The 21250-nt window shown below is 66.6% G+C and carries 18 protein-coding genes; 12 read left to right on the top strand and 6 right to left on the bottom strand.

The genetic code is table 11. The features are described 5' to 3' along the window. The first annotated feature begins 327 nt into the window (after nt 1-327). Entirely contained in the window at nt 328-1887 is a 1560-nt protein-coding gene (locus ACFTS5_RS18345) for an alpha/beta hydrolase (RefSeq protein ID WP_378632258.1), read from the top strand. Here ACFTS5_RS18345 and ACFTS5_RS18340 read toward each other — a convergent pair. Beyond that, nucleotides 1880-2092 carry a hypothetical protein gene (locus ACFTS5_RS18340; protein ID WP_378632256.1) on the bottom strand — a complete coding sequence of 71 codons (213 nt, stop codon included), beginning with the start codon at nt 2090-2092 and terminating at the stop codon, nt 1880-1882. The two genes, ACFTS5_RS18345 and ACFTS5_RS18340, sit on opposite strands and share 8 nt — an antisense overlap. A gap of 179 nt (nt 2093-2271) precedes the next feature. Next, a complete protein-coding gene (locus ACFTS5_RS18335) occupies nt 2272-3000 on the bottom strand; it encodes a pentapeptide repeat-containing protein (RefSeq protein WP_378632254.1) in 729 nt (242 codons plus the stop codon). 263 nt (nt 3001-3263) lie between these two features. On the opposite strand from ACFTS5_RS18335, the gene ACFTS5_RS18330 reads away from it, so the two are divergent. The 4 genes from ACFTS5_RS18330 to ACFTS5_RS18315 all read left to right on the top strand — a co-directional run bounded on the left by ACFTS5_RS18330 (nt 3264) and on the right by ACFTS5_RS18315 (nt 7623). Further along, nucleotides 3264-5093, top strand: a complete 1830-nt coding sequence (locus ACFTS5_RS18330; protein ID WP_378632251.1) for a sensor histidine kinase — start codon at nt 3264-3266, stop codon at nt 5091-5093. After that, nucleotides 5090-6655, top strand: a complete 1566-nt coding sequence (locus ACFTS5_RS18325; RefSeq protein ID WP_378632249.1) for a protein kinase — start codon at nt 5090-5092, stop codon at nt 6653-6655. The genes ACFTS5_RS18330 and ACFTS5_RS18325 overlap by 4 nt, the downstream gene beginning before the upstream one ends. 79 nt (nt 6656-6734) lie before the next feature. Next, on the top strand, nt 6735-7394 hold the full coding sequence (locus ACFTS5_RS18320; RefSeq protein ID WP_378632246.1) for a Uma2 family endonuclease: 660 nt from the start codon (nt 6735-6737) through the stop codon (nt 7392-7394). A gap of 13 nt (nt 7395-7407) precedes the next feature. Continuing rightward, a complete protein-coding gene (locus tag ACFTS5_RS18315; protein ID WP_378632244.1) occupies nt 7408-7623 on the top strand; it encodes a hypothetical protein in 216 nt (71 codons plus the stop codon). 30 nt (nt 7624-7653) lie between these two features. On the opposite strand, the gene ACFTS5_RS18310 is transcribed toward ACFTS5_RS18315, so the two are convergent. From ACFTS5_RS18310 to rplN, 4 genes are read right to left on the bottom strand one after another with little or no spacing between them, the layout of a single operon-like run. Continuing rightward, nucleotides 7654-7839 carry a type Z 30S ribosomal protein S14 gene (locus ACFTS5_RS18310; protein ID WP_056818387.1) on the bottom strand — a complete coding sequence of 62 codons (186 nt, stop codon included), beginning with the start codon at nt 7837-7839 and terminating at the stop codon, nt 7654-7656. A gap of 4 nt (nt 7840-7843) precedes the next feature. Further along, a complete protein-coding gene (gene rplE / locus ACFTS5_RS18305; RefSeq protein WP_056818389.1) occupies nt 7844-8407 on the bottom strand; it encodes a 50S ribosomal protein L5 in 564 nt (187 codons plus the stop codon). Between the two features lies 1 nt (nt 8408). Then, nucleotides 8409-8726: a 50S ribosomal protein L24 gene (gene rplX, locus ACFTS5_RS18300; protein WP_056818391.1), complete on the bottom strand. Its 318-nt coding sequence runs from the start codon at nt 8724-8726 to the stop codon at nt 8409-8411. 2 nt (nt 8727-8728) lie between these two features. Further along, the gene (gene rplN / locus ACFTS5_RS18295) at nt 8729-9097 is read right to left on the bottom strand and encodes a 50S ribosomal protein L14 (RefSeq protein ID WP_056818394.1); all 369 of its coding nucleotides are present in this window, start codon (nt 9095-9097) and stop codon (nt 8729-8731) included. A gap of 267 nt (nt 9098-9364) precedes the next feature. Here rplN and ACFTS5_RS18290 point away from each other — a divergent pair, with 267 nt between their 5' ends. The 7 genes from ACFTS5_RS18290 to ACFTS5_RS18260 all read left to right on the top strand — a co-directional run bounded on the left by ACFTS5_RS18290 (nt 9365) and on the right by ACFTS5_RS18260 (nt 21197). Next, entirely contained in the window at nt 9365-9808 is a 444-nt protein-coding gene (locus tag ACFTS5_RS18290) for a hypothetical protein (protein ID WP_378632241.1), read from the top strand. A 98-nt stretch (nt 9809-9906) separates the two neighbouring features. Then, nucleotides 9907-11943, top strand: coding sequence for a M13 family metallopeptidase (locus ACFTS5_RS18285; RefSeq protein ID WP_378632239.1), 2037 nt, complete (start codon nt 9907-9909; stop codon nt 11941-11943). 81 nt (nt 11944-12024) lie between these two features. Beyond that, nucleotides 12025-13002 carry an ABC transporter substrate-binding protein gene (locus ACFTS5_RS18280; protein WP_378632236.1) on the top strand — a complete coding sequence of 326 codons (978 nt, stop codon included), beginning with the start codon at nt 12025-12027 and terminating at the stop codon, nt 13000-13002. 39 nt (nt 13003-13041) lie between these two features. Beyond that, nucleotides 13042-14391: a SagB family peptide dehydrogenase gene (locus ACFTS5_RS18275; protein ID WP_378632234.1), complete on the top strand. Its 1350-nt coding sequence runs from the start codon at nt 13042-13044 to the stop codon at nt 14389-14391. An 88-nt stretch (nt 14392-14479) separates the two neighbouring features. Next, nucleotides 14480-14995 (top strand): YbaB/EbfC family DNA-binding protein, encoded by a 516-nt coding sequence (locus ACFTS5_RS18270; protein ID WP_378632231.1) that lies wholly within the window; start codon nt 14480-14482, stop codon nt 14993-14995. Beyond that, nucleotides 14992-15312 carry a hypothetical protein gene (locus ACFTS5_RS18265; RefSeq protein WP_378632230.1) on the top strand — a complete coding sequence of 107 codons (321 nt, stop codon included), beginning with the start codon at nt 14992-14994 and terminating at the stop codon, nt 15310-15312. Before ACFTS5_RS18270 ends, ACFTS5_RS18265 begins: the two co-directional genes overlap by 4 nt. Beyond that, entirely contained in the window at nt 15312-21197 is a 5886-nt protein-coding gene (locus ACFTS5_RS18260; RefSeq protein WP_378632227.1) for a glycohydrolase toxin TNT-related protein, read from the top strand. Before ACFTS5_RS18265 ends, ACFTS5_RS18260 begins: the two co-directional genes overlap by 1 nt. Nucleotides 21198-21250 lie beyond the last annotated feature (53 nt).

The following is a 21250-nucleotide window of genomic DNA, read 5'->3' as shown; positions in this document are numbered from 1 at the left end:
CGCCGCATTGTCATGCAACGACCCCGACAGTAGCCACGAAATAAATTATCGACCAGCATGGAGATCACATTCTCGGGAAAGACACAGGAATATGAGGAGCCGGTAATGCCGCGGTAACCGTGAAAATTCGAAGACAATTCCGCGGACGACCGCGTCGACCGACGCCCGAGGAAGGCGGCGACCTGCGACGATGCCGGCACGCGATGCCGTGCGGCCCGCGCCACCGATCGAATTGTGTTCGATACCAACCACTTTGCGTTAGTAAGCGCTGCTCACGAATGTGGTAGCTTCGCGAGGTTCGTCGGATCCGCGCAGGAGGCTCGGCTGTTGTCTTCCCACTGTGCACGCCGCCGGAGCTCGGCTTATCTGCTCGCCGTACTGCTCGGGATCGGCGCGCTCGTCACGCCCGCGCGCGCTGGGGCCGATCCCTATGTCGACCAGCTCGCCGAGGGTGCCGCCACCCCGGCACTGGCATGGGAGTCCTGCGCGGACGGGTTCGAATGCGCGCTGGCTCAGGTACCGATGGACTACAACAGCCCGCAGGCCACGCAGATCGACCTGGCTGTCATCAAGTTGCCCGCCTCCGATCCCGCACGCCGCATCGGCACGTTGTTCGTCAACTTCGGTGGGCCCGGACCCTCCGGCGTCGACCGCTTACGCGAACGGGCCCGCTGGCCGTGGCTGTTCTCCGACGAACTGCGCGCCCGCTTCGACCTGGTCTCCTGGGATCCGCGCGCGGTCTCGCGCAGCGCGGGCACGCAGTGTTTCCCGAGCGCCGAAGAGCAGGCCGCGTACCTCGGTTCCTTCCCCGGCACACCGACCGATCCGGGCGACGAGCCCGCGTTCTTCGCCGCCTCGGCCGATATCGCGACCCGCTGCGCCCAGCACGCGGGGCCGATCCTGCGCCACGCCTCCACCGCCAACACCGCCCGCGACCTGGACCTGCTGCGCCGCGCGGTCGGCGATGAGGCTCTGACCTACCACGGTATCTCCTACGGCACCCAGGTCGGCGCGGTCTACGCCAACATGTTTCCCGGCCGGGTCCGCGCGATGGCGTTCGACGGTTCGCTCGACTTCGAGGGCAATGTGAACGGCCACGGCGCCGACGGCGTGAATCTGCCGCTCGACACCCGCCAGGGCGTAGCCGCCGGAATCGCCGAAACCTTCGACACCTTCCTGCGCGACTGCTCCGCCGCGGGGCCACGCTGCGCGTTCGCCGCGGGTGATCCGAAACTCAAGTGGATCACGCTGGCCGAGCGGGCCCGCCTCGCGCCGATCACGGTCGCGGGCACGCCGTGGACCTTTTCCCAGATAGTGAGTGCCGCGGGCAGCCTCTCCCGCCCCGACACCTACCCCGACCTGGCGATCCTGCTCCAGAACCTCTTCGACGCGGCAACCGTCCTGCCCGCCAGAGTGCCCGACGCCCTCTTCGCGGAGAACCACCCCGCTAATCGCGTCGAGGCCTTCTACACCATCCAATGCTCCGACAGCACCGTCCCCACCGACCCCGCTGTCTACAGCCGGGTGGCCGCAGCCGAAGACTTCCAGTCCCGCTACTTCGGCCGGATCGCCGTCTTCAACGCCACCCCCTGCGCCTTCTGGCAGGCCGAGGACCGGGACCGCTACACCGGCCCGTGGAACCGCGAAACCGCCGCCCCGATCCTCGTCCTCAACAGCCGATACGATCCCGCCACCCCACTGCGTGGGGCCAAAGCCGGTGCGGCCCAACTGAACCGGGCCCAAGTAGTCGTGATCGAAGGCGCGGGCCACAGCTCCATGTACGTCCAGAGCACCTGCGCCGAACACCTCAAACGCGACTACCTGTTCACCGCCCAGCTCCCGCCCGCCGGCGTCAGCTGCGGAATCGACCGCTCCCCGTTCAGCTGAGCAGGCAGAGCAGGTCGTAGAGCGGCGGCTTCTCCACACTCCCCGTGGCGAACAACAACTGCGCGATCGGCGAACAGATCAACTCCGTCTCCGACGACCCCGACCCACCCCCGGACCCGGAACCGGCGCTGGGGGCGGCGGATGCAACAGCGGGCGCCCCGAGGAGCGCGACGGAAAGAACAGCGACTGTGGCGAACTTCTTCATGCGCCAAGAGAACACATCAGCCCTCACCCTTGGAGTGAAATGCATATATTTCATCCAGCGCTGGTGACAGCTCACAACATGGAAATGCGCGAGGGCACGGACTTCACTGAAGTAGTCCGTGCCCGCCGAGAAGAACTGTCGCCGACTGATCCGAGGACAGTGGCGTCAGCTCGACCCTCCTAATTGATCACGGGTGGTACATGGATCTCTGCGCAATCCGAGTGCGTGAAGTTGCCGAACGCGTCGACGTGATTGTGCAGCGTGCACCCCATGAAGCCGTCGCGGCCCGGAGGCCCTGGCTCGCCCCGATCCCCTTGGTGCCCTCTGGGGCCACGCTCCCCCTGCGCGCCCTGCGGTCCCGCCGGTCCCGCCGGTCCGACACGACCCCGCTCCCCCTGCTGGCCGCGCGGCCCCTTGGGGCCTGGTACCAGCCCCGAGGCTTCGTTCACGACCGCGTTGGTGAAGTTGGCCCGGGTCACGTCGGCGAATCGCAGGTCGGCGCCAGTCAGATTCGCATTTTCCAGGTTCGCCGTGACCAGGTTCGCGAGCCCCAGGTTCGCCCCGGACAGCTTCGCACCGGTCAGGTTCGCACTGGTCAAGTTCGTCATGAACAGGTCCACGTCACGCAGATCCGCGCCGGACAAGTTCGCCCCGGACAGGTCCGCGAAGGAAAGGTTGTGACCGCGCAGATCCTCGCCGGACAGGTTCGCACCGTGGCAGGACGTCTTGCGTCCCGCCAACTCAGGGTTGGCGACGATTGTGCACGTGCCGTGTTTCGGCGCGGCGCTCGCCATCGAGGCGGTCGCCCCGAGCCCCATGGCGGCCAACACCACACTCAACACGAGCACAGCGGGCCGACGGGCGGCAGAAACTCGCAGCGCTGCCTTCTTGTCCACGTTCTTTGTCATGACCTTCTCCTCGAGATGTGCCGCCCGATGGTGGCGGTGTCGACGTGCCACCAGTCAGTAACACACTTCAAAAATAGGTTCTGTACAGCAGTTTTATCGTCCGGGCAGGTACTGAGATCCCTACGGGGGAGCACGGTTGTGCTGTGCTGAGCTAGGGACACCCGGTCGCTGATCAGCCCAGTCCCGGCACGGATTGAGTGGATGGTTGTGTGTGGGTTTCCGGCAGAGGATCCTGAAGAGGTCGGGTAGTTGGAGGCTGTTCGATGACACCTCGTTCGATCGCGCTCATCGGTGGTGTGACGGCCAGTGCCGCCGCGTTGAGCGTCGCCGTGGTGTTGTCGGTGGACTGGTCGGAGGTAGCGCTCTACGACCCGGCCAGAATCCTGTTGCTCGGCCCGCGCGAAGCCTTCTCGGCGGCTCAGCATTCGCCGAAGTTCGGGCAGGTCGAGCTCGTGCTGTTCCTGCTGACCGGGGCATCATTCGTGGCGTCGGGACTGTTCACCTGGACCAAGCGGCCACACGAGCTGGCCGGTCCGCTGTTCGTGGTGGCGGGCTTGGTGTGGCTGGCCTGTGGCGTCCGCAGGTCCAGTGACCCGGTGTTGTTCACCGCTGGTGCAGTCCTGACGAATATCTATCTGCCGGTGATGATTCCGGTGCTGCTCGGCTTCCCGTCGGGTCGGCTGCGACAATCGTGGGAACGCCGGTACGTCCGGCTGTGCTGGGCGCTGGCCGTGTTCGGTGTGTCGGCCGAGTGGATGTTCTTCGATCCCCGGGAGGTGCCCGCACCGCACCGATCGACCTCGGTCAACCTATTGCTGATCCGCCACGATCCGGTTCTCGCCGATCGAATCCAGCTCATCGTCGGTGCATTCGCCTTTCTGATCGCCGTCACTGCCATCGTCGTCGTGATCAAGCGGTGGCGATCCGGCACCGCGGCGTATCGATCGGGCTTCGCCCCCATCATGGTGCTCGCGACGGTCGCCGGAGTGAGCGTCCTGTGGGTCATGTTGACCGCGATCCGATTCCCCGGTTCGCTGCACGGTTGGACGCTGAATCTGCGCTACATCCCGATGGTGCTACTACCGATGGCCATCGCGTTCGGGCAGGTCCGGTATCGCATGGCCAGGACCGCGGTCGGTGACGCCATGGTCGAAATCGGCGCGACCCCGATCAGTTCGGGTTTCGTCGAGGCACTGCGGCGCGCACTGCACGATCCCACCCTGGCACTGTGGAACTTCGACGCCGAGCGACGCGGCTACGTCGACGACCAGGGCATCGCCAGGGTACTGCCGCGCGGCACAGGTCACCGGGTGGCGACGATCCTCGAGCGGGACGGCGCCCCGACTGCCGCCCTTGTCTATGACAAGCATTTACAGACCGAACCCGAACTGCTGGCCGCTGTACGCGGCGCGACCGAACTCGCCCTCGATCACGAACGGCTGCGCAACGATCTGCAGGCCCAGCTCGCCGAGGTACGTCGCTCGCGCGAGCGCATCGTGGCAGCCGGCGACGCCGAGCGACGCCGAGTCGAACGCGATCTGCACGACGGTGCGCAACAACGTCTGGTCGCCGCGGCCCTCCTGCTGCGTCGGGCTCAGCGCACAGCGGACACCGAAACACGGGGTGATCTGGTGACGCTCGGCGCCGCCGAACTGGACACCGCGCTCACCGAGCTCCGTGAGCTGGCGAGGGGCGTGTTCCCACCGATCCTCGCCGAACGCGGTCTGACGGCGGCGCTGACCTCACTCGCCGAACGCGCCCCGATCGCCGTACGGATCCACGGCACACTGGTTCCGAGGCCACCGGCCGGGGTGGAGCTGGCCGCGTACTTCATCGCCGCCGAGGCCGTCACCAACGCGGCGAAACATTCCGACGGCACGCACGTCGATATCCAGGTCGGCATCGTCGACGAGGCCGTGCGGCTCGTGATCACCGACGACGGTCGCGGCGGAGCCCAGGTCGGACCCGGCGGCGGCCTGAGTGGCTTGGGTGATCGAGCTGCGGCGCTCGGTGGGCACCTGCGGGTGGACAGCTCGTCCGGCGCGGGCACAGTCCTCACCGCCACCCTTCCACTTCGCGGGGGTGACGCATGAGAGGGTGCGACCTGGAACCAGGCACGGTGTTCGCGGGCTACACCATCGAGCAGGTGCTGGGCGCAGGCGGCATGGGCTGTGTCTACGCGGCGCGGCACCCCACACTGCCACGCACTGTCGCACTCAAGATCCTGCATCCCTCGCTGACCACAGACGACTACGTCCGTACGCGATTCGAGTTCGAAGCCGACCACGCCGCCCGGCTGGAGCACCCCGCCATCGTGGCGGTCTACGACCGTGGCCGCGAGGGCGATCGCCTCTGGATCGCGATGCAGTTGGTGCCGGGGACCGATGCGGCGCGCCTGGTGCGGGACGGGCCGGTAGCGCCGGAGCGGGCCGTGCGCATTGCTGAAACGGTCGCGGCGGCCCTGGACTACGCGCATCGGACAGGTGTATACCACCGCGATGTCAACCCGTCGAACATCCTGCTGGCCGCGCCCGACCAGCCGGGCGAGCCCGAACGGGTGCTCCTGGCGGATTTCGGCATCGCCAAAGCGCTCGACGACACCGTGCACCTCACCAGCGCCGGGATGATGGTCGCCACCATCCGCTACGCGGCCCCCGAACAGATCGAAGGACGAACCATCGATCATCAGGCCGATGAATACTCGCTGGGCTGCACACTGTTTCATCTGCTCACCGGCCGCCCGCCCTATCCAGGACCGAGTCGAGCGGCCATTCTGAACGGCCACCTCAACGCCCCGATTCCACGACCGAGCGCGCTGCTGGACACCCTGCCGAGGGCATTCGACGCGGTCATCGCCCGGGCGATGGCCAAGCTCCCTGGCGACCGCTATCCGGACTGCGGCACGTTCGCGGCCGCCGCGCGGGCGGTACTCACCGCGGCGGCCGACGCCACCGCCGAACATGCGACGGTCCGCCACCACCAGGCGCCGACCGCACCTCGCCTGCGCGTGGTGCTCGCCGACGACTCGGCGCTGCTCCGGCAGGGAATCGCCCGATTGCTGGAGGACGAGGGCATGGAAGTAACCGGACAGGCGGGCGATGCCGCGGCACTGTTGAGCCTGGTCCGCGCGCACCGCCCCGATGTCGCGGTCGTCGACATCCGGATGCCACCGACCTGCACCACCGAGGGCATCGATGCCGCCGTAGTCATCCGTCGCGACTTTCCCGAGACGGCGGTGCTGCTGCTGTCGCAGTACATCGAAACCGAGAGCGTTCTCGACCTGCTCTCGGGCGGCGCGCGCAGCCTCGGCTATCTGCTCAAAGACCGGGTTTCCGACATCGACGAGTTCGTGACAGCCCTACACCGGGTCGCCGAGGGCGGCTCGGCGATCGATCCCGACCTGGTCGGCCGCTTGGTCTCGCGACCGCACCACGGCGCCGTCCCACTCGACGCGCTCTCCACCCGCGAACGAGAAGTCCTGCGACTCATGGCCGAAGGCCGCTCCAACCGCGCGATCGGCGCCGCCCTGTTCCTCGGCGAACGCACCATCGAAACCCACGTCCGCAGCATCTTCGTCAAACTCGGCCTACAGCCGGAACCCGACGACCACCGCCGCGTCCTAGCGGTACTCACCCACTTACGGGTCTGCACCTGAACGCACGAAGGCACTACGACGCCGTCGCGCGGCTACTCGACGAAGCATGGACACAGTGGCGTCGGACTATCATCGAGCCATGACGAACGCGCATCACCAGCGCCCCGACCTGCCTGAATTCATGACATGGGAGCAGCTCGAGGAGCTCCCCGAGGAAGTTGCCGGACAGATCGAACTGTGGGCCGGTCGCGTGGTCTGGCTTCGCCGTGGTCCGGGCGAGCATCAGGAATTCAGCAACTTGCTCTGGAACGGTCTTCGACAATCAGCCAAGTCCGCCATGGGCATCGACCCGAGGCAGTGCTGGAGCGTACGCACCGAGACCAACGTCTTCTTCGGCGACCACGGCCGCTCCGACTTCGTCACGCCGGATTTCATGATTCACCGCTGCCTCGGGAAGGCCTATTCCTATGTGCGCGGCGATGATGCCGTGATGGTCGGCGAGGTGCTGTCCCCTTCGAACACCGATCGCGACATCGAGGCGAAGAAGGCTCGTTACGCGGGGGCGAAGATCCCCTGGTACTGGGAGGTCAAGCTGCGCGGCGAGCACAGCGCCATCGAGAGCGTCCGGATATTCGCGTTGGAGACCAGCCACGGAGCCCTCCCGGCAGGCGTCCGGCCACTACATCCGGCCAACTACCTACTGGTCGGCGAATGGACCCCCAAGGATTCCGACGGGATCCACTTCGACCACCCGTTCGTCATTGATCTCTCCTGGGCAGACCTTGAATTTCTGACATAGACCGGAGCGCAGAATGCGTAGCCCGAAAAAAGACACCGTCAACGCCGCATTGCGCGAGATCATCGATCGCCGCCGCCGCGTCGAGGCGATCGCCCGCATGCGGGCCCTGGTCGCCGGTGGGGAGATCGACCTCACCGGGCAACCCTTCAACGCATCGACTGAGATGCCCACAAACGCAGCAAGGCACGGACTCCGTCGAGAGTCCGTGCCTTGCTTCGTATTCGCCTAGGCGGCGGGTGCGCTCACGAGGAGCGCAAGCTCACCAGGAGCTCTTGTGCACGCCCGGGAGCTCACCGCGGTGCGCCATTTCGCGGACGCAGATGCGGCACAGGCCGAACTTGCGGTAGACCGCGTGCGGGCGACCGCAACGCTGGCAGCGGGTGTACGCGCGGACGGCGAACTTAGGCTTGGCCTCCGCCTTGATGCGCAGTGCTTTCTTAGCCATGTGCTCAGTTCTCCTTGAACGGGAAGCCGAGGTGCTTCAGCAGCGCGCGGCCTTCTTCGTTGTTGGTCGCGGTGGTGACCACGGTGATGTCCATACCGCGCGGGCGGTCGATGGAATCCACGTCGATCTCGTGGAACATCGACTGCTCGCTGAGGCCGAACGTGTAGTTGCCGTTGCCGTCGAACTGCTTCGGCGACAGGCCGCGGAAGTCGCGGATACGGGGCAGCGCGATGGACACGAGACGGTCCAGGAACTCCCACATACGGTCGCCACGAAGGGTGACCTTCGCGCCGATCGGCATGCCCTCACGCAGCTTGAACTGCGCGATCGACTTGGTGGCCTTACGGATTTCGGGCTTCTGGCCGGTGATCAGCTCGAGGTCCTTGACGGCACCGTTGATCAGCTTCGCGTCACGGGCGGCGTCGCCGACACCCATGTTCACGACGACCTTGACGACGCCGGGGATCTGCATCACGTTGGCGTATTCGAACTCGCCGTTCAGCGCGTCCTTGATCTCGGCGCGGTAGCGCGCCTTCAGCCGGGGCTGAGTCTGCTCAGAGGTGGTCATGTCAGATGTCCTTCCCGTTTTTACGGGAGATCCGGACGCGCTTGCCGGACTCTTCGTCGGTGCGGTAGCCGACGCGAGTCGGGTTACCGTCGGAGTCGACGACCATCACGTTGGAAACCTGGATGGGGGCTTCCTGGGTGACGATGCCACCCGAGGACGCGCCACGCTGGTTCGCGGAATCCGCGACGTGCTTCTTGATGCGGTTCACGCCTTCGACGAGAACCTTGCCGGTCGCCGGGAAGGCCTGAATGACCTTGCCCTTGGCGCCCTTGTCCTTGCCCGAAATGACGAGCACGGTGTCACCCTTGTGCACCTTCATAGTCAGAGCACCTCCGGGGCCAGCGAAACGATCTTCATGAAGCGCTTGTCACGCAGCTCGCGGCCGACCGGGCCGAAGATGCGGGTGCCACGAGGGTCGTTGTCCGGCTTGATCAGCACGGCAGCGTTCTCGTCGAACTTGATGTAGGAACCGTCCGGACGACGACGCTCCTTGGTCGTGCGAACGACGACAGCCTTGACGACGTCGCCCTTCTTCACGTTGGCGCCGGGGATGGCGTCCTTCACGGTGGCGACGATGATGTCACCGATACCGGCATAGCGACGCGACGAGCCACCGAGCACGCGGATGCAAAGGATTTCCTTCGCTCCGGTGTTGTCGGCGACGCGCAGTCGCGACTCCTGCTGAATCACTTCAGCACCTCCTGGACCTGGATGTATACGTACGCCGGATTGCCGACCCGACGCACATGGTCAGTCACCCTCCGGACGCGCGCCTGCCAGCGGAAATACCTTCCACTGGGGGTTCACTGCCGGATTGCGGGGGCATAGCTCCCGCAGGCAACCGTTCTAGTGTAGGTGAACCTCCAGGACGAACCGAATCGGGGTGCGCCGGGCAGTCTGAAGTGGATATGTTTCAAACCACCTTCGTCGCGCACGACCCGTTGCTAACGTCCCGCCATGAACATCACCCTGCCGATGAAGCGCCGGCTCGCGACCACGGCCGCCGCGTTCGCCGCCGTCGTCACCATGGTGGCACCGCACGCGAGCGCGGGCCCCGTCATCGACATGCTCACCGACACGCTCACCGTCGGCTGCACCTCCAAGATCGATGTCGTCGGCCTCGACAACTATGTCGGCGCACAGGTCGACTTCCTCGCCAACGGCAAGTTCTTCGCCAGCGACACCGTCGACCTCGAGGTGAACGTCGCGGGCGTCACCGTCGCCAAGGCCACGGCGTTCTACCACGTCGAAACCGAGGTCGAGGTGCAGCTGTCACTGCTGCTGCACGCCACCGGCACACCGCTGGTGACCAAGCGCGTGCCGACGGTCATGCGAATCCTGAACGCGGGCAGCGGACTCGCCTGCGACCTGGCGACAGGCAGCTCGAGCCTGTCTTCCTAGCCACCACCCCACCGAGACGGCGTCGCGCCGGTAGCCTGTGCGAGCTAGCTGGATCGCAACAAGCAGGGTGCGGCTGCCGCATCGGGGAAGGAAGTCCTGTGACATCGTCCGGTCGTCCGTCGGTGGTCGACCGCCGCGCATTCCTGATCGCCATGGGCCTGGTGCCCGTGGCCGCCGCGCTGGCGTCGTGCTCGCCCGAACCCACCGAAGTCCAGCTCACGGGCGTCGACCTGGGCGGCGGCGACCCCACCATCCGCCCGCAGGACGATCTGTACCGCCACGTCAACGGCGCCTGGCTGCGCGATTACCAGCTCCCGCCCGACAAGGCCTCGGTCGGCGCGATCACCGACGCCAACGACCGGACCCTGGATCAGCTGCGCGCGATCATCGAGGGCATCAAGGATCCGAAGCACGGCTCGGAGGCGCAGCAGATCAAGGATCTCTACGACGCGCGCCTGGACCTCGACGAGATCGAGCGACTCGGCATCACGCCGCTCAACAGCCTGTTCGCCGCGATCGACAAGGCCGCAGGCAAGCCGGAGCTGGCGAAGGTGATGGCCGAGGCGCCCATCGCCGGGCTGATCGGGATGGGCATCGGGATCGACCGCAAGAACTCCAAGGCCTATATCCCCAGCGTCGGCCAGTCCGGGCTCACCCTGGGCGAGCAGTACTACCGCAAGCCCGAGTTCGCCGCCCAGCTCGCGGGCTATCAGATCTACCTCGAACAACTGGCCGCGGGCCTCGGCCTGCCCGACCCGGCCGGGGTGGCGCAGCGGACGGTCGATCTGGAGAAGCGCATCGCCGCCGGGCACTGGGACAGCGTTCGCCTGCGCAACACCGATGCCACCTACAACCTGATGAGCTGGCAGGAACTGACCGCGCTCGGCCCGCAGTTCGATTGGGATCCGTGGCTGGCGGGCATGACCGACCGGCCCAAGTCGCTGTTCGACAAGATGGTGGTCGGCCAGCCGTCCTTCGTCACCGCGGCCGCGCAGCTGTGGGGCGAGGTCGATATCGCCCAGTGGCGCGACTACCTCAAGCTGCATGTCGCCAACAACTACGCGCGCTTCCTGCCCAAGGCCATCGCCGACGCGCGCTTCGAGTTCGTCGGCCGGGTGCTGAGCGGTATCGAGGAGAAGCCGGAGATGTGGCGCTCCGCGGTGGGTGTGGTCGACGACAATCTCGGCGAACCGCTGGGAAAGCTGTACGTGGACAAGCACTTCCCGCCCGCGGCCAAGGAACGCGCGTTGGAGATGGTCGCCGACCTCACCGCCGCCTACCGCGACAACTTCACCAATTCGAGCTGGATGACCCAGCCGACCCGCGACGCCTCGATCGCCAAGCTGGACAAGATCGTCGCCCAGATCGGCTACCCCGACAAGTGGGTCGACTACTCGTCGGTGCAGGTCACCCGTGGCAAGCTGATCGAATCCCTGTTGGCCATCAACACGTTCGAGTCCCAGCGCGCGTTCGCCCGCCTCGGCACCGAGGTGGACAAGATGGAGTGGAGCATGTCGCCGCAGACGGTGAATGCCTACTACAGCCCGACCACCAACCAGATCGTCTTCCCGGCCGCCTACCTGCAGCCCCCGTTCTTCGACAAGGACGCCCAGGCCGCGGTCAACTACGGCGCGGTGGGTTCCACGATCGGCCACGAGATCGGGCACGGCTTCGACGACCAGGGCTCCAAGTACGACGGCGACGGCAACCGTCGCGACTGGTGGACGCCCGAGGATCTCGCGGCGTTCGACGCCAAGACCCAGCAGATCATCGCCCAGTACGACGTGCTCGTTCCCGAGGGCGCGCCCGAGGGTCAGCATGTGAACGGCGCGCTGACCGTCGGCGAGAACCTGGCCGACCTGCGCGGCCTGCAGATCGCGCTGGCCGCCTACCAGAAGGTGGCCCAGCGCTCCGGCGAGCAGCCCGATTTCCGCACGATGTTCCTGTCGTGGGCGCGGCAGTGGCGCGACAAGCAGACCGAGGAAGCGACGCTGCAGGGGTTGCAGGATACCCACTCTCCCAACGAGTTCCGCTGCAACCAGGTGGTTCGCAATATCGGCGAGTTCTACACCACCTTCGAGGTGAAGGAGGGCGACAAGCTGTTCATGCCACAGGACCAGCGCGTCACGCTGTAAGGGCACAGCTTCCCGCCGAAAAGCGACGTAGGTTAGCCTAGGCTGACTTACGCTGGAACTTGCTCGACGGAGGGTGTACCCATGACGACTGTTCGGACTTCGCGCGGCTGGCGGCGCGCGGCGGTGGCCGCGCTCGCCGGTGCCCTCGCCTTCGGTGTCGTGGCCTGCGGTTCCAGCGAGGACGAGGCCGCCTCGGGCGAAGCGGTGACCATCACCCACGCCCGCGGCGAGACCACCGTCCCCGGTACCCCGAAGAAGATCGTCGCCCTCGGCAACCAGTGGCTCGACAGCTCCCTCGCCCTCGGCGTGGTCCCCGTCGGTTACATCGACAACGTCTCCGCGGTGTCCAAGAGCACCCCGCCGTGGACGCCGGAGTCCCTGAAGACGGCCACCGCCCTCAATACCACCGGCAATATCGCCGAGCAGGTCGCGGCGCTCGAGCCGGACCTGATCCTGGCCGACCCGTTCATCGCCGATCAGAAGACCTACGACGACCTGTCCAAGGTCGCCCCCACCCTGCCCGCGCTGACCAAGGACGCTGTCACCCCGTGGCAGGACCAGGTCACCGCGCTTGGCAAGGTGCTGCACAAGGAGTCCGACGCGAGCGCGGTGATCAAGAAGGTCGACGACAAGGTCGCCGCCATCGCCACCGCCAACCCCGGCCTGAAGGGCAAGACTTTCGCCAGCACCTGGCTCGCGAGCCCCGCTCAGCTGATGGTGCTCACCGACCCCAACGACGGCTCGGCCAAGGTGTTCACCGCACTCGGCATGGGCATCCCGGCCAACCTCACCGCGCTGCCCGCCAATCAGGGCCGCCTGGCGCTGTCGCCGGAGAAGGTCGACGAGCTCACCGCCGACCTTCTGCTGGCCGGCTACTCCCCCGGCCTCGACGAGAAGTACCGGCAGCTGCCGGGTTACGCCGATCTGCCGTCGGTGCGCAAGGGTTCGGTCGTTTTCCTGACCACGCAGGAGATCAGCGCGATCAACCAGCCCAGCGCACTGTCGGTGCCGTACATGCTGGACAAGCTCGAGCCCGCGTTCGCCGCCGCCGCGAAATAGGCTCTGCCCCAGACCGGTTCTACCCCCGAGGATTTCACCGTGCTCGCCTCCGCTTACCCCGCCCAGACCCGATTCGCCCTGCGCGCGGGCGTCACCTGCCTGACGACTCCCGTCGGCGCGGTGCTGCTCAACCCGCCGCGCAACGAGAAGCTGACCGGTCTGGGCGCGGGGGCGCTGCAAGCGCTGAAAACCCTGAACCAGGGCCCGGCGACCGCGGCGGAAATGGCGACCGCGGCAGCCGGCGACGACATCACCGCCCTGATGCGCAAGCTCACCGACGGCGGCTGGCTCTCGGTGACGGTCCGCGACGGCGGCCGCGACCTCTACAGCATCCGCCCCTTCGCCGACCCCGCGCCGCGCCCCACGGTGGCCCTGCCCACCTGGTCGGCGACTCTGTCGAAATTCGCTGTCCTGCACCGCGACAACCAGGGCTTCGTCCTCGAACACCCGCAGGCGTGGTGCGACCTGCGCATCCACGACCCGCGCCTGCTCGCCCTGCTCGACGGCCCCCTCGCCGCCGATTCACCGGTGCCCGCCACCGTGAAGACCCAGTTCATGGCCGATCTGCAGTGGTGCGGCTTCCTGGTCGACGGCGACGAGGAAGAGCGCGAGTTCACCACTCGCTCCTGGAACACCCCCGACCTGTGGTTCCACCGCCGCAGCACCCTCGGCGCCCGGACGGTGACCTGGGACGATTTCGGCCCCACCCGCTGGGCCGACGGCCAGTTCCCCGAATTGCCCCTGCGCCGCGCGTCGTTCGACGGCGAGCCGGTCGCCTTGGCGGCGCCGGATCTGGTGTCGCTGCGCGTGTCCGATCCGAGTCTGGCCGCCACCATCGAAGACCGGGTCTCCACCCGCGCCTTCGACGACGCCGCCCCCATCACCTCGGTGCAGCTGGGCGAATTGCTGTTCCGCACCGCCCGCACCCGCGAGGACGGCTCCCGCCCCTACCCCTCCGGCGGCGGCGCCTACGAACTCGAGATCTACCCCGTGGTGCGCAATGTCGCGGGCCTGGAAAACGGCATGTACCACTACGATTCGGCCGACCACGCCCTGCGCCCGGTCGCGCCCGCCGACGCCCCCGCCGTCCAGAAGCTTCTCAAATCCACCTCGGCGACCCTGGCGGGCGGCGCGCAACCGCAAGTCCTGCTGCTGGTTTCGGCCCGTGCGGGCCGCGTCATGTGGAGCTACGAACAGGTCGCCTACGCCAACATCCTCAAACACGTCGGCGTCCTCATGCAGACCGTCTACCTGGCCGCCACCGCCATGCACCTCGGCGTCGTCGCCCAGGGCTTCAGCGACACCTCCGCTTTCGCCGCGGCCACCGGCCTCGACGAGCTCGAAGAGTGCAACGTGGGCAGCATCATCGTGGGCTCACCGGCCCACTAGCGGTAGAGATCTGCGTCACACCATGCAACCCTCGACGGGTCTCGCGCGTCCAACCATATGACGTGCATTCCGACAGATCGAGGGTCTCATGAACGAGGACTGGTCGGCGCCGACACAGGCGTCGAACAACGCTTTGCGTGCGCAGATCGATTCGATGCTGGATACCTTCACTGCTGAGAAGTCGGCTCTGCTCGACGCCCGGTCCCAGGCCACCCAGCTCGTGACCGCCTGGTCAGCGGACGGGCTGGTCCGCGCCTCGGGGACCATCGCGGGGATCTCGGAGGTCCACCTCGAGCCGGACGCCTTCAAACGGTCGACCCCGGCGTCCCTCGGGCGATCGGTCACCGAGGCGATCGCCGAGGTGGCCGCCCAAGCGGCTCAGACCCAGCAGCAAGCCCTCGCGCCCTTGTCGGACCTGAGCGCGAATATGCCGGACCTCCCCGACCTGATCCCGGGCGCCCCCAGCATGAAAGACCTCATCGCCCAGCTGACCCCGCCCCCGCCACCGGCCCCCGAACCGGTCACCGACTCACCCCACAGCCTCGTCGATGACACCGACGACGAAGAAGGCGAATACTTCCGCAACCGCGGATACCTCCGATGAGCTCGCTGAAAGCCGACCCGCAAGCGCTGCGCGGCACTCAGCCGTCGTTCACCTCGGTCGCCGACACGATCACCAGCGGCGCCCAGAAGCTGGCGGCGGTGATCGCGGCGGAGGGTGAGTGCTGGGGCAGCGACGAGATCGGCCAGTCGTTCGCCAAGAACTACACCCCCGGCGTCGAGCCCGGCCAGAAGGCGGTGACCGGCCTGGCGACGGTGATGACCCAACTCGGCGAGAACATGGTCAAGGTCGCCGAAGCGCTACAGACACAGGACACGACGCGCGCCGGTGAGATCGACAAGGCCACAGGGTCGCTGTAGTGGGCATCGAGATCCCCGACGAGCTCGCCTGGGTAGCCAAATACATTCTCGGCGCGGGTGATTGGCCCGAAGGTGACGAAACGGCGATGCGCCGGGTCGCCGACGGGTGGACCGCCATGGCCAACACCCTCGACACGGTCGACGACAGCGCCGCCCTCGCGCTGAACGCCGCCCTGACGGCGCTATCCGAAGGCGAAACCCACACCGCCATCACCGCTTACCGCGACAAGCTGCTGTCGGGCGACGAAGCGACCTTCACCGCTGTTCGCAAGTGGTGTGCGAAACAGGCCGAACTACTCGAAGACGGCGCCAACGATATCGAGCACACCAAACTGGTGATCATCGCGACGATGGTCATCGCCGCGGTGGAGATCGGTGCGGCGATCGCGACCTCGTGGACAGGTGTCGGCGCCGTCGCCGGTGTGGCCGCCCGGGTGGCCGCTCAAGTCGCGGTGCGGGTGGCGATCAAGCAGCTCATCGCCCGCATGCTCACCCGCGGCGCCGCCAAGGCAGCCGCCCGGTTAGCCCTGCGCGGCGCCGCGTTCGAAGCACTCGAGGAAGGCGGCACCGATCTCGGCGCGCGGCTGATCCAGGTAGCCAAGGGCGACCGCTCCACCGACAAATTCGGCTGGACCGATCTGGGCCTGGCCACTTTCGGCGGCGCGGTCGGCGGCGCGGCAGGCGGCCTGCTCGGCGGCGGCACCGGCGCGCTCGGCGATGTCGCGTCCTCTACCACGGGCAAACTCGCGGGCAAGGTAGTCGGCGGCACCGTCACCGAACTCGGCGCCGACCTCTCCGCCCAGGTCGCCACCGCAGGAGTCGGTGCGGCCTTCCTCGGCCAGGAATTCAAGCTGGATGTCGGCGTCGACACCTTCACCAGCGCTGGAGCGGGTGGCGTCCAGAGCGCGCTGGAATCCAGCAGCCACGGCGGAAACAGCACGGCCCCCACCGTTCCCGATCTGGGCACCGACGTTCCCGGCTCCACCACACCCGCAGGGACCGATACCCCGTCCGGTGATCAGAGCCCGAACGCATCCGACAACACCGGCCCGAACGCGCCGGCGACTCCGAACAACGGCGACACCGGCGGGTCGACGAACCCAGCATCCACCGCTCCCACCGGGGACGGCGCAACCCCACAAAACGGTTCGCCCAACGCCTCGGGAGAATCCACGCCTTCGAGCCCCAACGGCAATGGCGCGAACGAGACTTCGCCTACTGGCGACTCCACACCGTCGAGCCCGAACAACAACGGATCCACCGACGCCGGGCAAACCGCACCCTCGTCCAACGGATCCCCCGCCCCCGGCGACACGACACCGTCCAGCCCGAACGGCAACGGGTCCAACCCGACCCCACCGACCGGGGACACCACACCATCGAACCCGAGCAGCGACACCCCCACCGCGACACCCCAGACCGGCGAGTCGCCATCGACCCCGAACAGCAACGCCCCCACCGAAACACCGTCTACCGGCGACACCTCGCCCTCGAACAACCCCACGAACGCATCGCCCACGGGCGACACCCCAGCGCCCAACCCCACCGGCTCCTCGCTGGACCTCCCGAACCAGGATTCCTCGACCCAGCCGAACGTCCCCACCGATACGGCCCCGAATACCGCTACCGGACAACAGAACCCGCCCCCGAGCGACAACGCGCGAGCCGACACCACCCCCACATCACCGGCGAATCCCCAACCCACGACACCAGCCCCCACCAACACGCCGGATTCGACCACCCAACAACCGACCACATCGACACCCACGCAGGAGTCGGCCCCACAGCAATCACCGACCTCGACTCCCGCCGCAACCACCGGTTCGCCGCTGTCCACAACCTCCCAACCGGCAACCCCTTCGAACAACCCCACCCACACCCCGGCCGACACCACTCGGCCGTCCTCAACGGACACATCGACAGCGACCGCCACCACCGCGACAGCGCCCCAAACCACGAACTCCACAGCAACACCCACCACGTCGACCCCGCCGCCCACTGCCACACCGACACCCACGTCGACGCCCCCGATCAGCCAGATCCCGCCATCAGCACCGTCGTCGCCCAGATCGATAACGACGCCCCCGGCAACCACCGGAACAGCACAACCCACGGCCCCACCGACCCCGCCGACAGCCCCCGAAACGCGCCCGGCGACGAGTCCCGACAGCCGGCCGAGTACCACCACCCCCACCAACGCTGCCCAGAAGACACCGCAAAACACCACGCCCGCAACAACTTCGACTCCGACGCCTGCTCCGACAAACGGATCACCCGACCCGGGTTACAGTCCCGATGCCCGCCACTTGCGCGACGCACTACGCCATCAACCGCCGCACGACGGCCGAACAACCACCGTCGGCGCGAACCAGAATCCGACCCAACCGCGCCCCTCCTACCGGATTCGCCGCTTCCAGGTCGGCAACCGATGGGTCTCGGTGGCCACGATCCGCGCCCACATCCCCAACACGCACCTGATGTCTCCAGCCGAACTGAGCCAGGAGATCGAATTCGCCCAGCGCGCAGTCGATGCGGCCTTCAATCATGCACAGGACCTCCACAGCGGCGACCAGTTCCTCGTCGACCTCGAGCTGACGACCGACCCGGCTGCCGCCGACCTGCGGCTCAATTTGCAGCAACACCCGTTCGACCTGTCCAACGACCTCCGCGAGCACATGGGCTTGCCGCGGAGCACACCGGACACACCGCTGAGCCCCGACGACCTTCGCGCGATCAGCAACGACATCGCCCGAGCCAACACGCCGTCGCCCCTGGCCGACATGCCCGGGACGCGAGTGTTCGCGCCCGGCTACCTGCGCGGCGTCGAAATCCCCCAGCACCAGCACGCGGTCGAAGACGCCCTACGCGACGGCAACCGGTTCATGGTCGGTGCCGATCCGAGAACAAATCCCTACGGGCGGTTGATCAACGACGGCGGACCACACGTCACCGGGCGAAATATCAACTGCCTCGACGCCTCGCTTGCCGCGCTGGCGTCGTTCAACGGCCGACCAGAAGTCTCCGCACCTCGCACGGTGGATTTGCTTCCCGACGGAACTGTCAGCCGGCAAGGAGAACGGAACGGCCCAGATCGCGCCGCAGCATGGCTCGGTGGCCAATGGCAGACCTTCGCGAACCCAAACCAGTCCGTCCCGGCCCGGTTTCAGGCCCTTCACGACTGGATCAGCCAGATGGGACCCGGTTCGTCGGCACTGGTCCTCAACGACTGGCAGGGCGGCGGCGGGCACGCAACCGCTATCGTCTACCCGATCGGTGCGAGCGGTCCAGTCTGGTGGGACCCACAACAGCGGACGTTCTCGGATTCTCCACCGGCGAGCCTGACGTCTCAATCCTCTTCGTTCAGATTCATGACGGTTGACCAGCAGGGAGCAGCGAATGGAGCCGCCACAACTCCGAACAGCGGAACAAGTGCGGGACTACCTGGCTCAGATATTCCCGGCGCGGGAGTTCAGTCTCCTTCAGAGCCGACACGCCTGGATCTGCCGCGAGATTCTGACCCCGGCGGAGATCGCGGAGGGGACGGGTCTAGGCCTGGCGAGCTACGCGGTGGACAAGGAGACCGGAGTGGTCACGACGCAGTCGAGCCTGGCACTGACGACGATCGGCGAGATGTACGACGCGGCGATCGAGACCGGGACTCCGATCCAAGCCGAACAGATCTATCCCCCACTGAATCGACTCACGCTCCAACAGATCCGGCAAGACCCGGAGACGATCGAGTACCTGGTGACGGTCGAATCGCTGGCGACAACCCCGCCGACCAGAGAAGACCTCAATCTGACCATCGACAAGGTGACCCTGGACGCCAGTCCGTACACACCGTTGGCCCCGATGGTGGCCGCGAGGGCGGCGTGGAGTCGGCAGCGCAACGGCACGTGGCCGACAACGGAGACGTTCGAGGTGTAGTCGATACGTCGGACGCGAGCCGCCCGGCCGATGCAGGAATCGACGCAACGGTAGCGAAGGACACCGGGGTCACCCCTGCGCTGTCCGGTTCGACTGCGCCGTCCAACGGCGGTCCGAGCACGACGAACGGTCCGGCTGATCAGGCCCGCCGCGCCCGCGAACTATTGCGCACGGAGACTCCCGAGATCGGACGGTCCGTCACAGTCAGAGCACCCAGCGGGAGCCGCAGGTATCAAGTCGACCGCTACCCCGATGCGCTCGGCCAGCCGGTCACAGTTGTGCGCATCAACGTCAACGTCGCATCTGGGCCAGGTGTCGGATCCCAGTCGTTGGCGGACCTCAGCGAACAGCTACAACAAGCAACCGACTCCACGTTCAACCAGGGCAGCCAGTTCCCCAACGGGGAATGGTTCATGGTCGACCTCGTTCCCGTGGGTAACCCGGCCGATGCCGAGATGCTGGTACGGGTGGACGACACGGGGCGACCCGGCACCACTCACCCGAACGCAGACGTCACAGCTCTGACGTCACAGCTGCGCGATCAGCTCGGGTTGGCTCCGAGTTCCACCGGCACCCTCTCGCCGAGCGATCTTCAACAACTCAGCAACGAGATCGACCGTGCCACGCTCGTCCCCCCTTCTCTCCCGCCCTGGCTCGCACACGCGGCTGAACCCACCACCGACATCGACGCACAGGCGACCGACTACCAAACGACCTCGAGTCCGGACTCGGATAACGCGTCGGTAGCAGGCTACGACAGCAGCGACCAGTCGCTGCCCGTCGCCGACTACTTCCAACCCAACGGGCTACCGGTAACTACCGACGAGCTCGTCCATCCAGATATGGACGAGGCCGAACTTCAACAACTACGAGCCCTCGACAGCCAACTGTCGGCCATCGCGAGGGATCACCGCAACAGGACGGGAGCCTTTCCCGATCCACCGCCCGGCGTCGGCCGCGGCAATCCCGCTGTGGACGCGCTGCTGCCCGACGGCTGGGACCCATTTCACGGAGTTGGCCGCGACGCCTGGCTGCGGTCGATCGCTGGCCCGAACGGCGATCCCGCTTGGGCGGACGGCAATCTATATCCACAGGGCTTCTCCAGCCCGACCGACCGTCACCCGGCCGTGCTCCAACCGGGCGAGGTCATCGACCGATTCGGTGGGCCTTCTGGCAGGTTCACATCACCTGCGGGTGTTCCGTACCCGCAACGAGCGCTGCCGCCGACCAACCTCGACGGTGAGTCGTACCACCAATACGAGGTCCTACGGCCATTGCCTGTGTGGCAGGGCGGCATTGCTCCCCAGATGGGAGAACCTGGGCTGGGATCGCAGCACCATCTTCCGGTCAGCGTGCAGGCACTTATCGATGCCGGATATCTGAGAGAGGTCGATCCCCTTCCTCATGCACCTACTTCCGGTTCTGACGTCGATGTCCCGATTGCCGAAGGCTTGGAAGAACGTGGCAACCCCGCGGCGTCTCCCACTACTCATCCGTTCGCGGACGACCGCCCAGGGTTCTCGATTATGTCCGCGACCGATCGCTTCTACCAGGACGTACAGAGTGTTCCGCCACTTGCGGGGCACTACGATGTTGTTGCGCATGGGCGGCCGGACAGCGTGAACATGGACTCGACCGGAGGAGGAACAATGTCTGCGCGAGAGCTAGCCAATTTGATCCGCCATCGATCGGACTATGTACCCGGCACTCCCATACGGTTGTTGTCCTGCAATACCGGACGGCTCGACGGCAATTTCGCACGAAGTCTTGCCCAAGCGCTCGGCACGCCGGTGGTAGCGCCGGATGGATACCTCTATACGTCCCGAGGCAGACTCGGCGTTGATGCCAGGCTGCGGAGTATCAGCCCCTGGCAAGTACCACGATTGCCTGACACATGCCATCGATTCCACCCTGACGGCAGAGTCGAGGAATTGGACCGTTCCGAGTGGGAAGGCTGAGTGTTGAAACTACTGCCCAATTTTTCGGAGGACCCTCGCGAAGGCATCGACGG

This window comes from Nocardia sp. NPDC056952, from assembly GCF_042674185.1.
Classification (GTDB): Bacteria; Actinomycetota; Actinomycetes; order Mycobacteriales; family Mycobacteriaceae; genus Nocardia.
The sequence above is the reverse complement of the archived record's forward strand: the minus strand, read 5'-3'. Positions and strand labels throughout refer to the sequence as shown.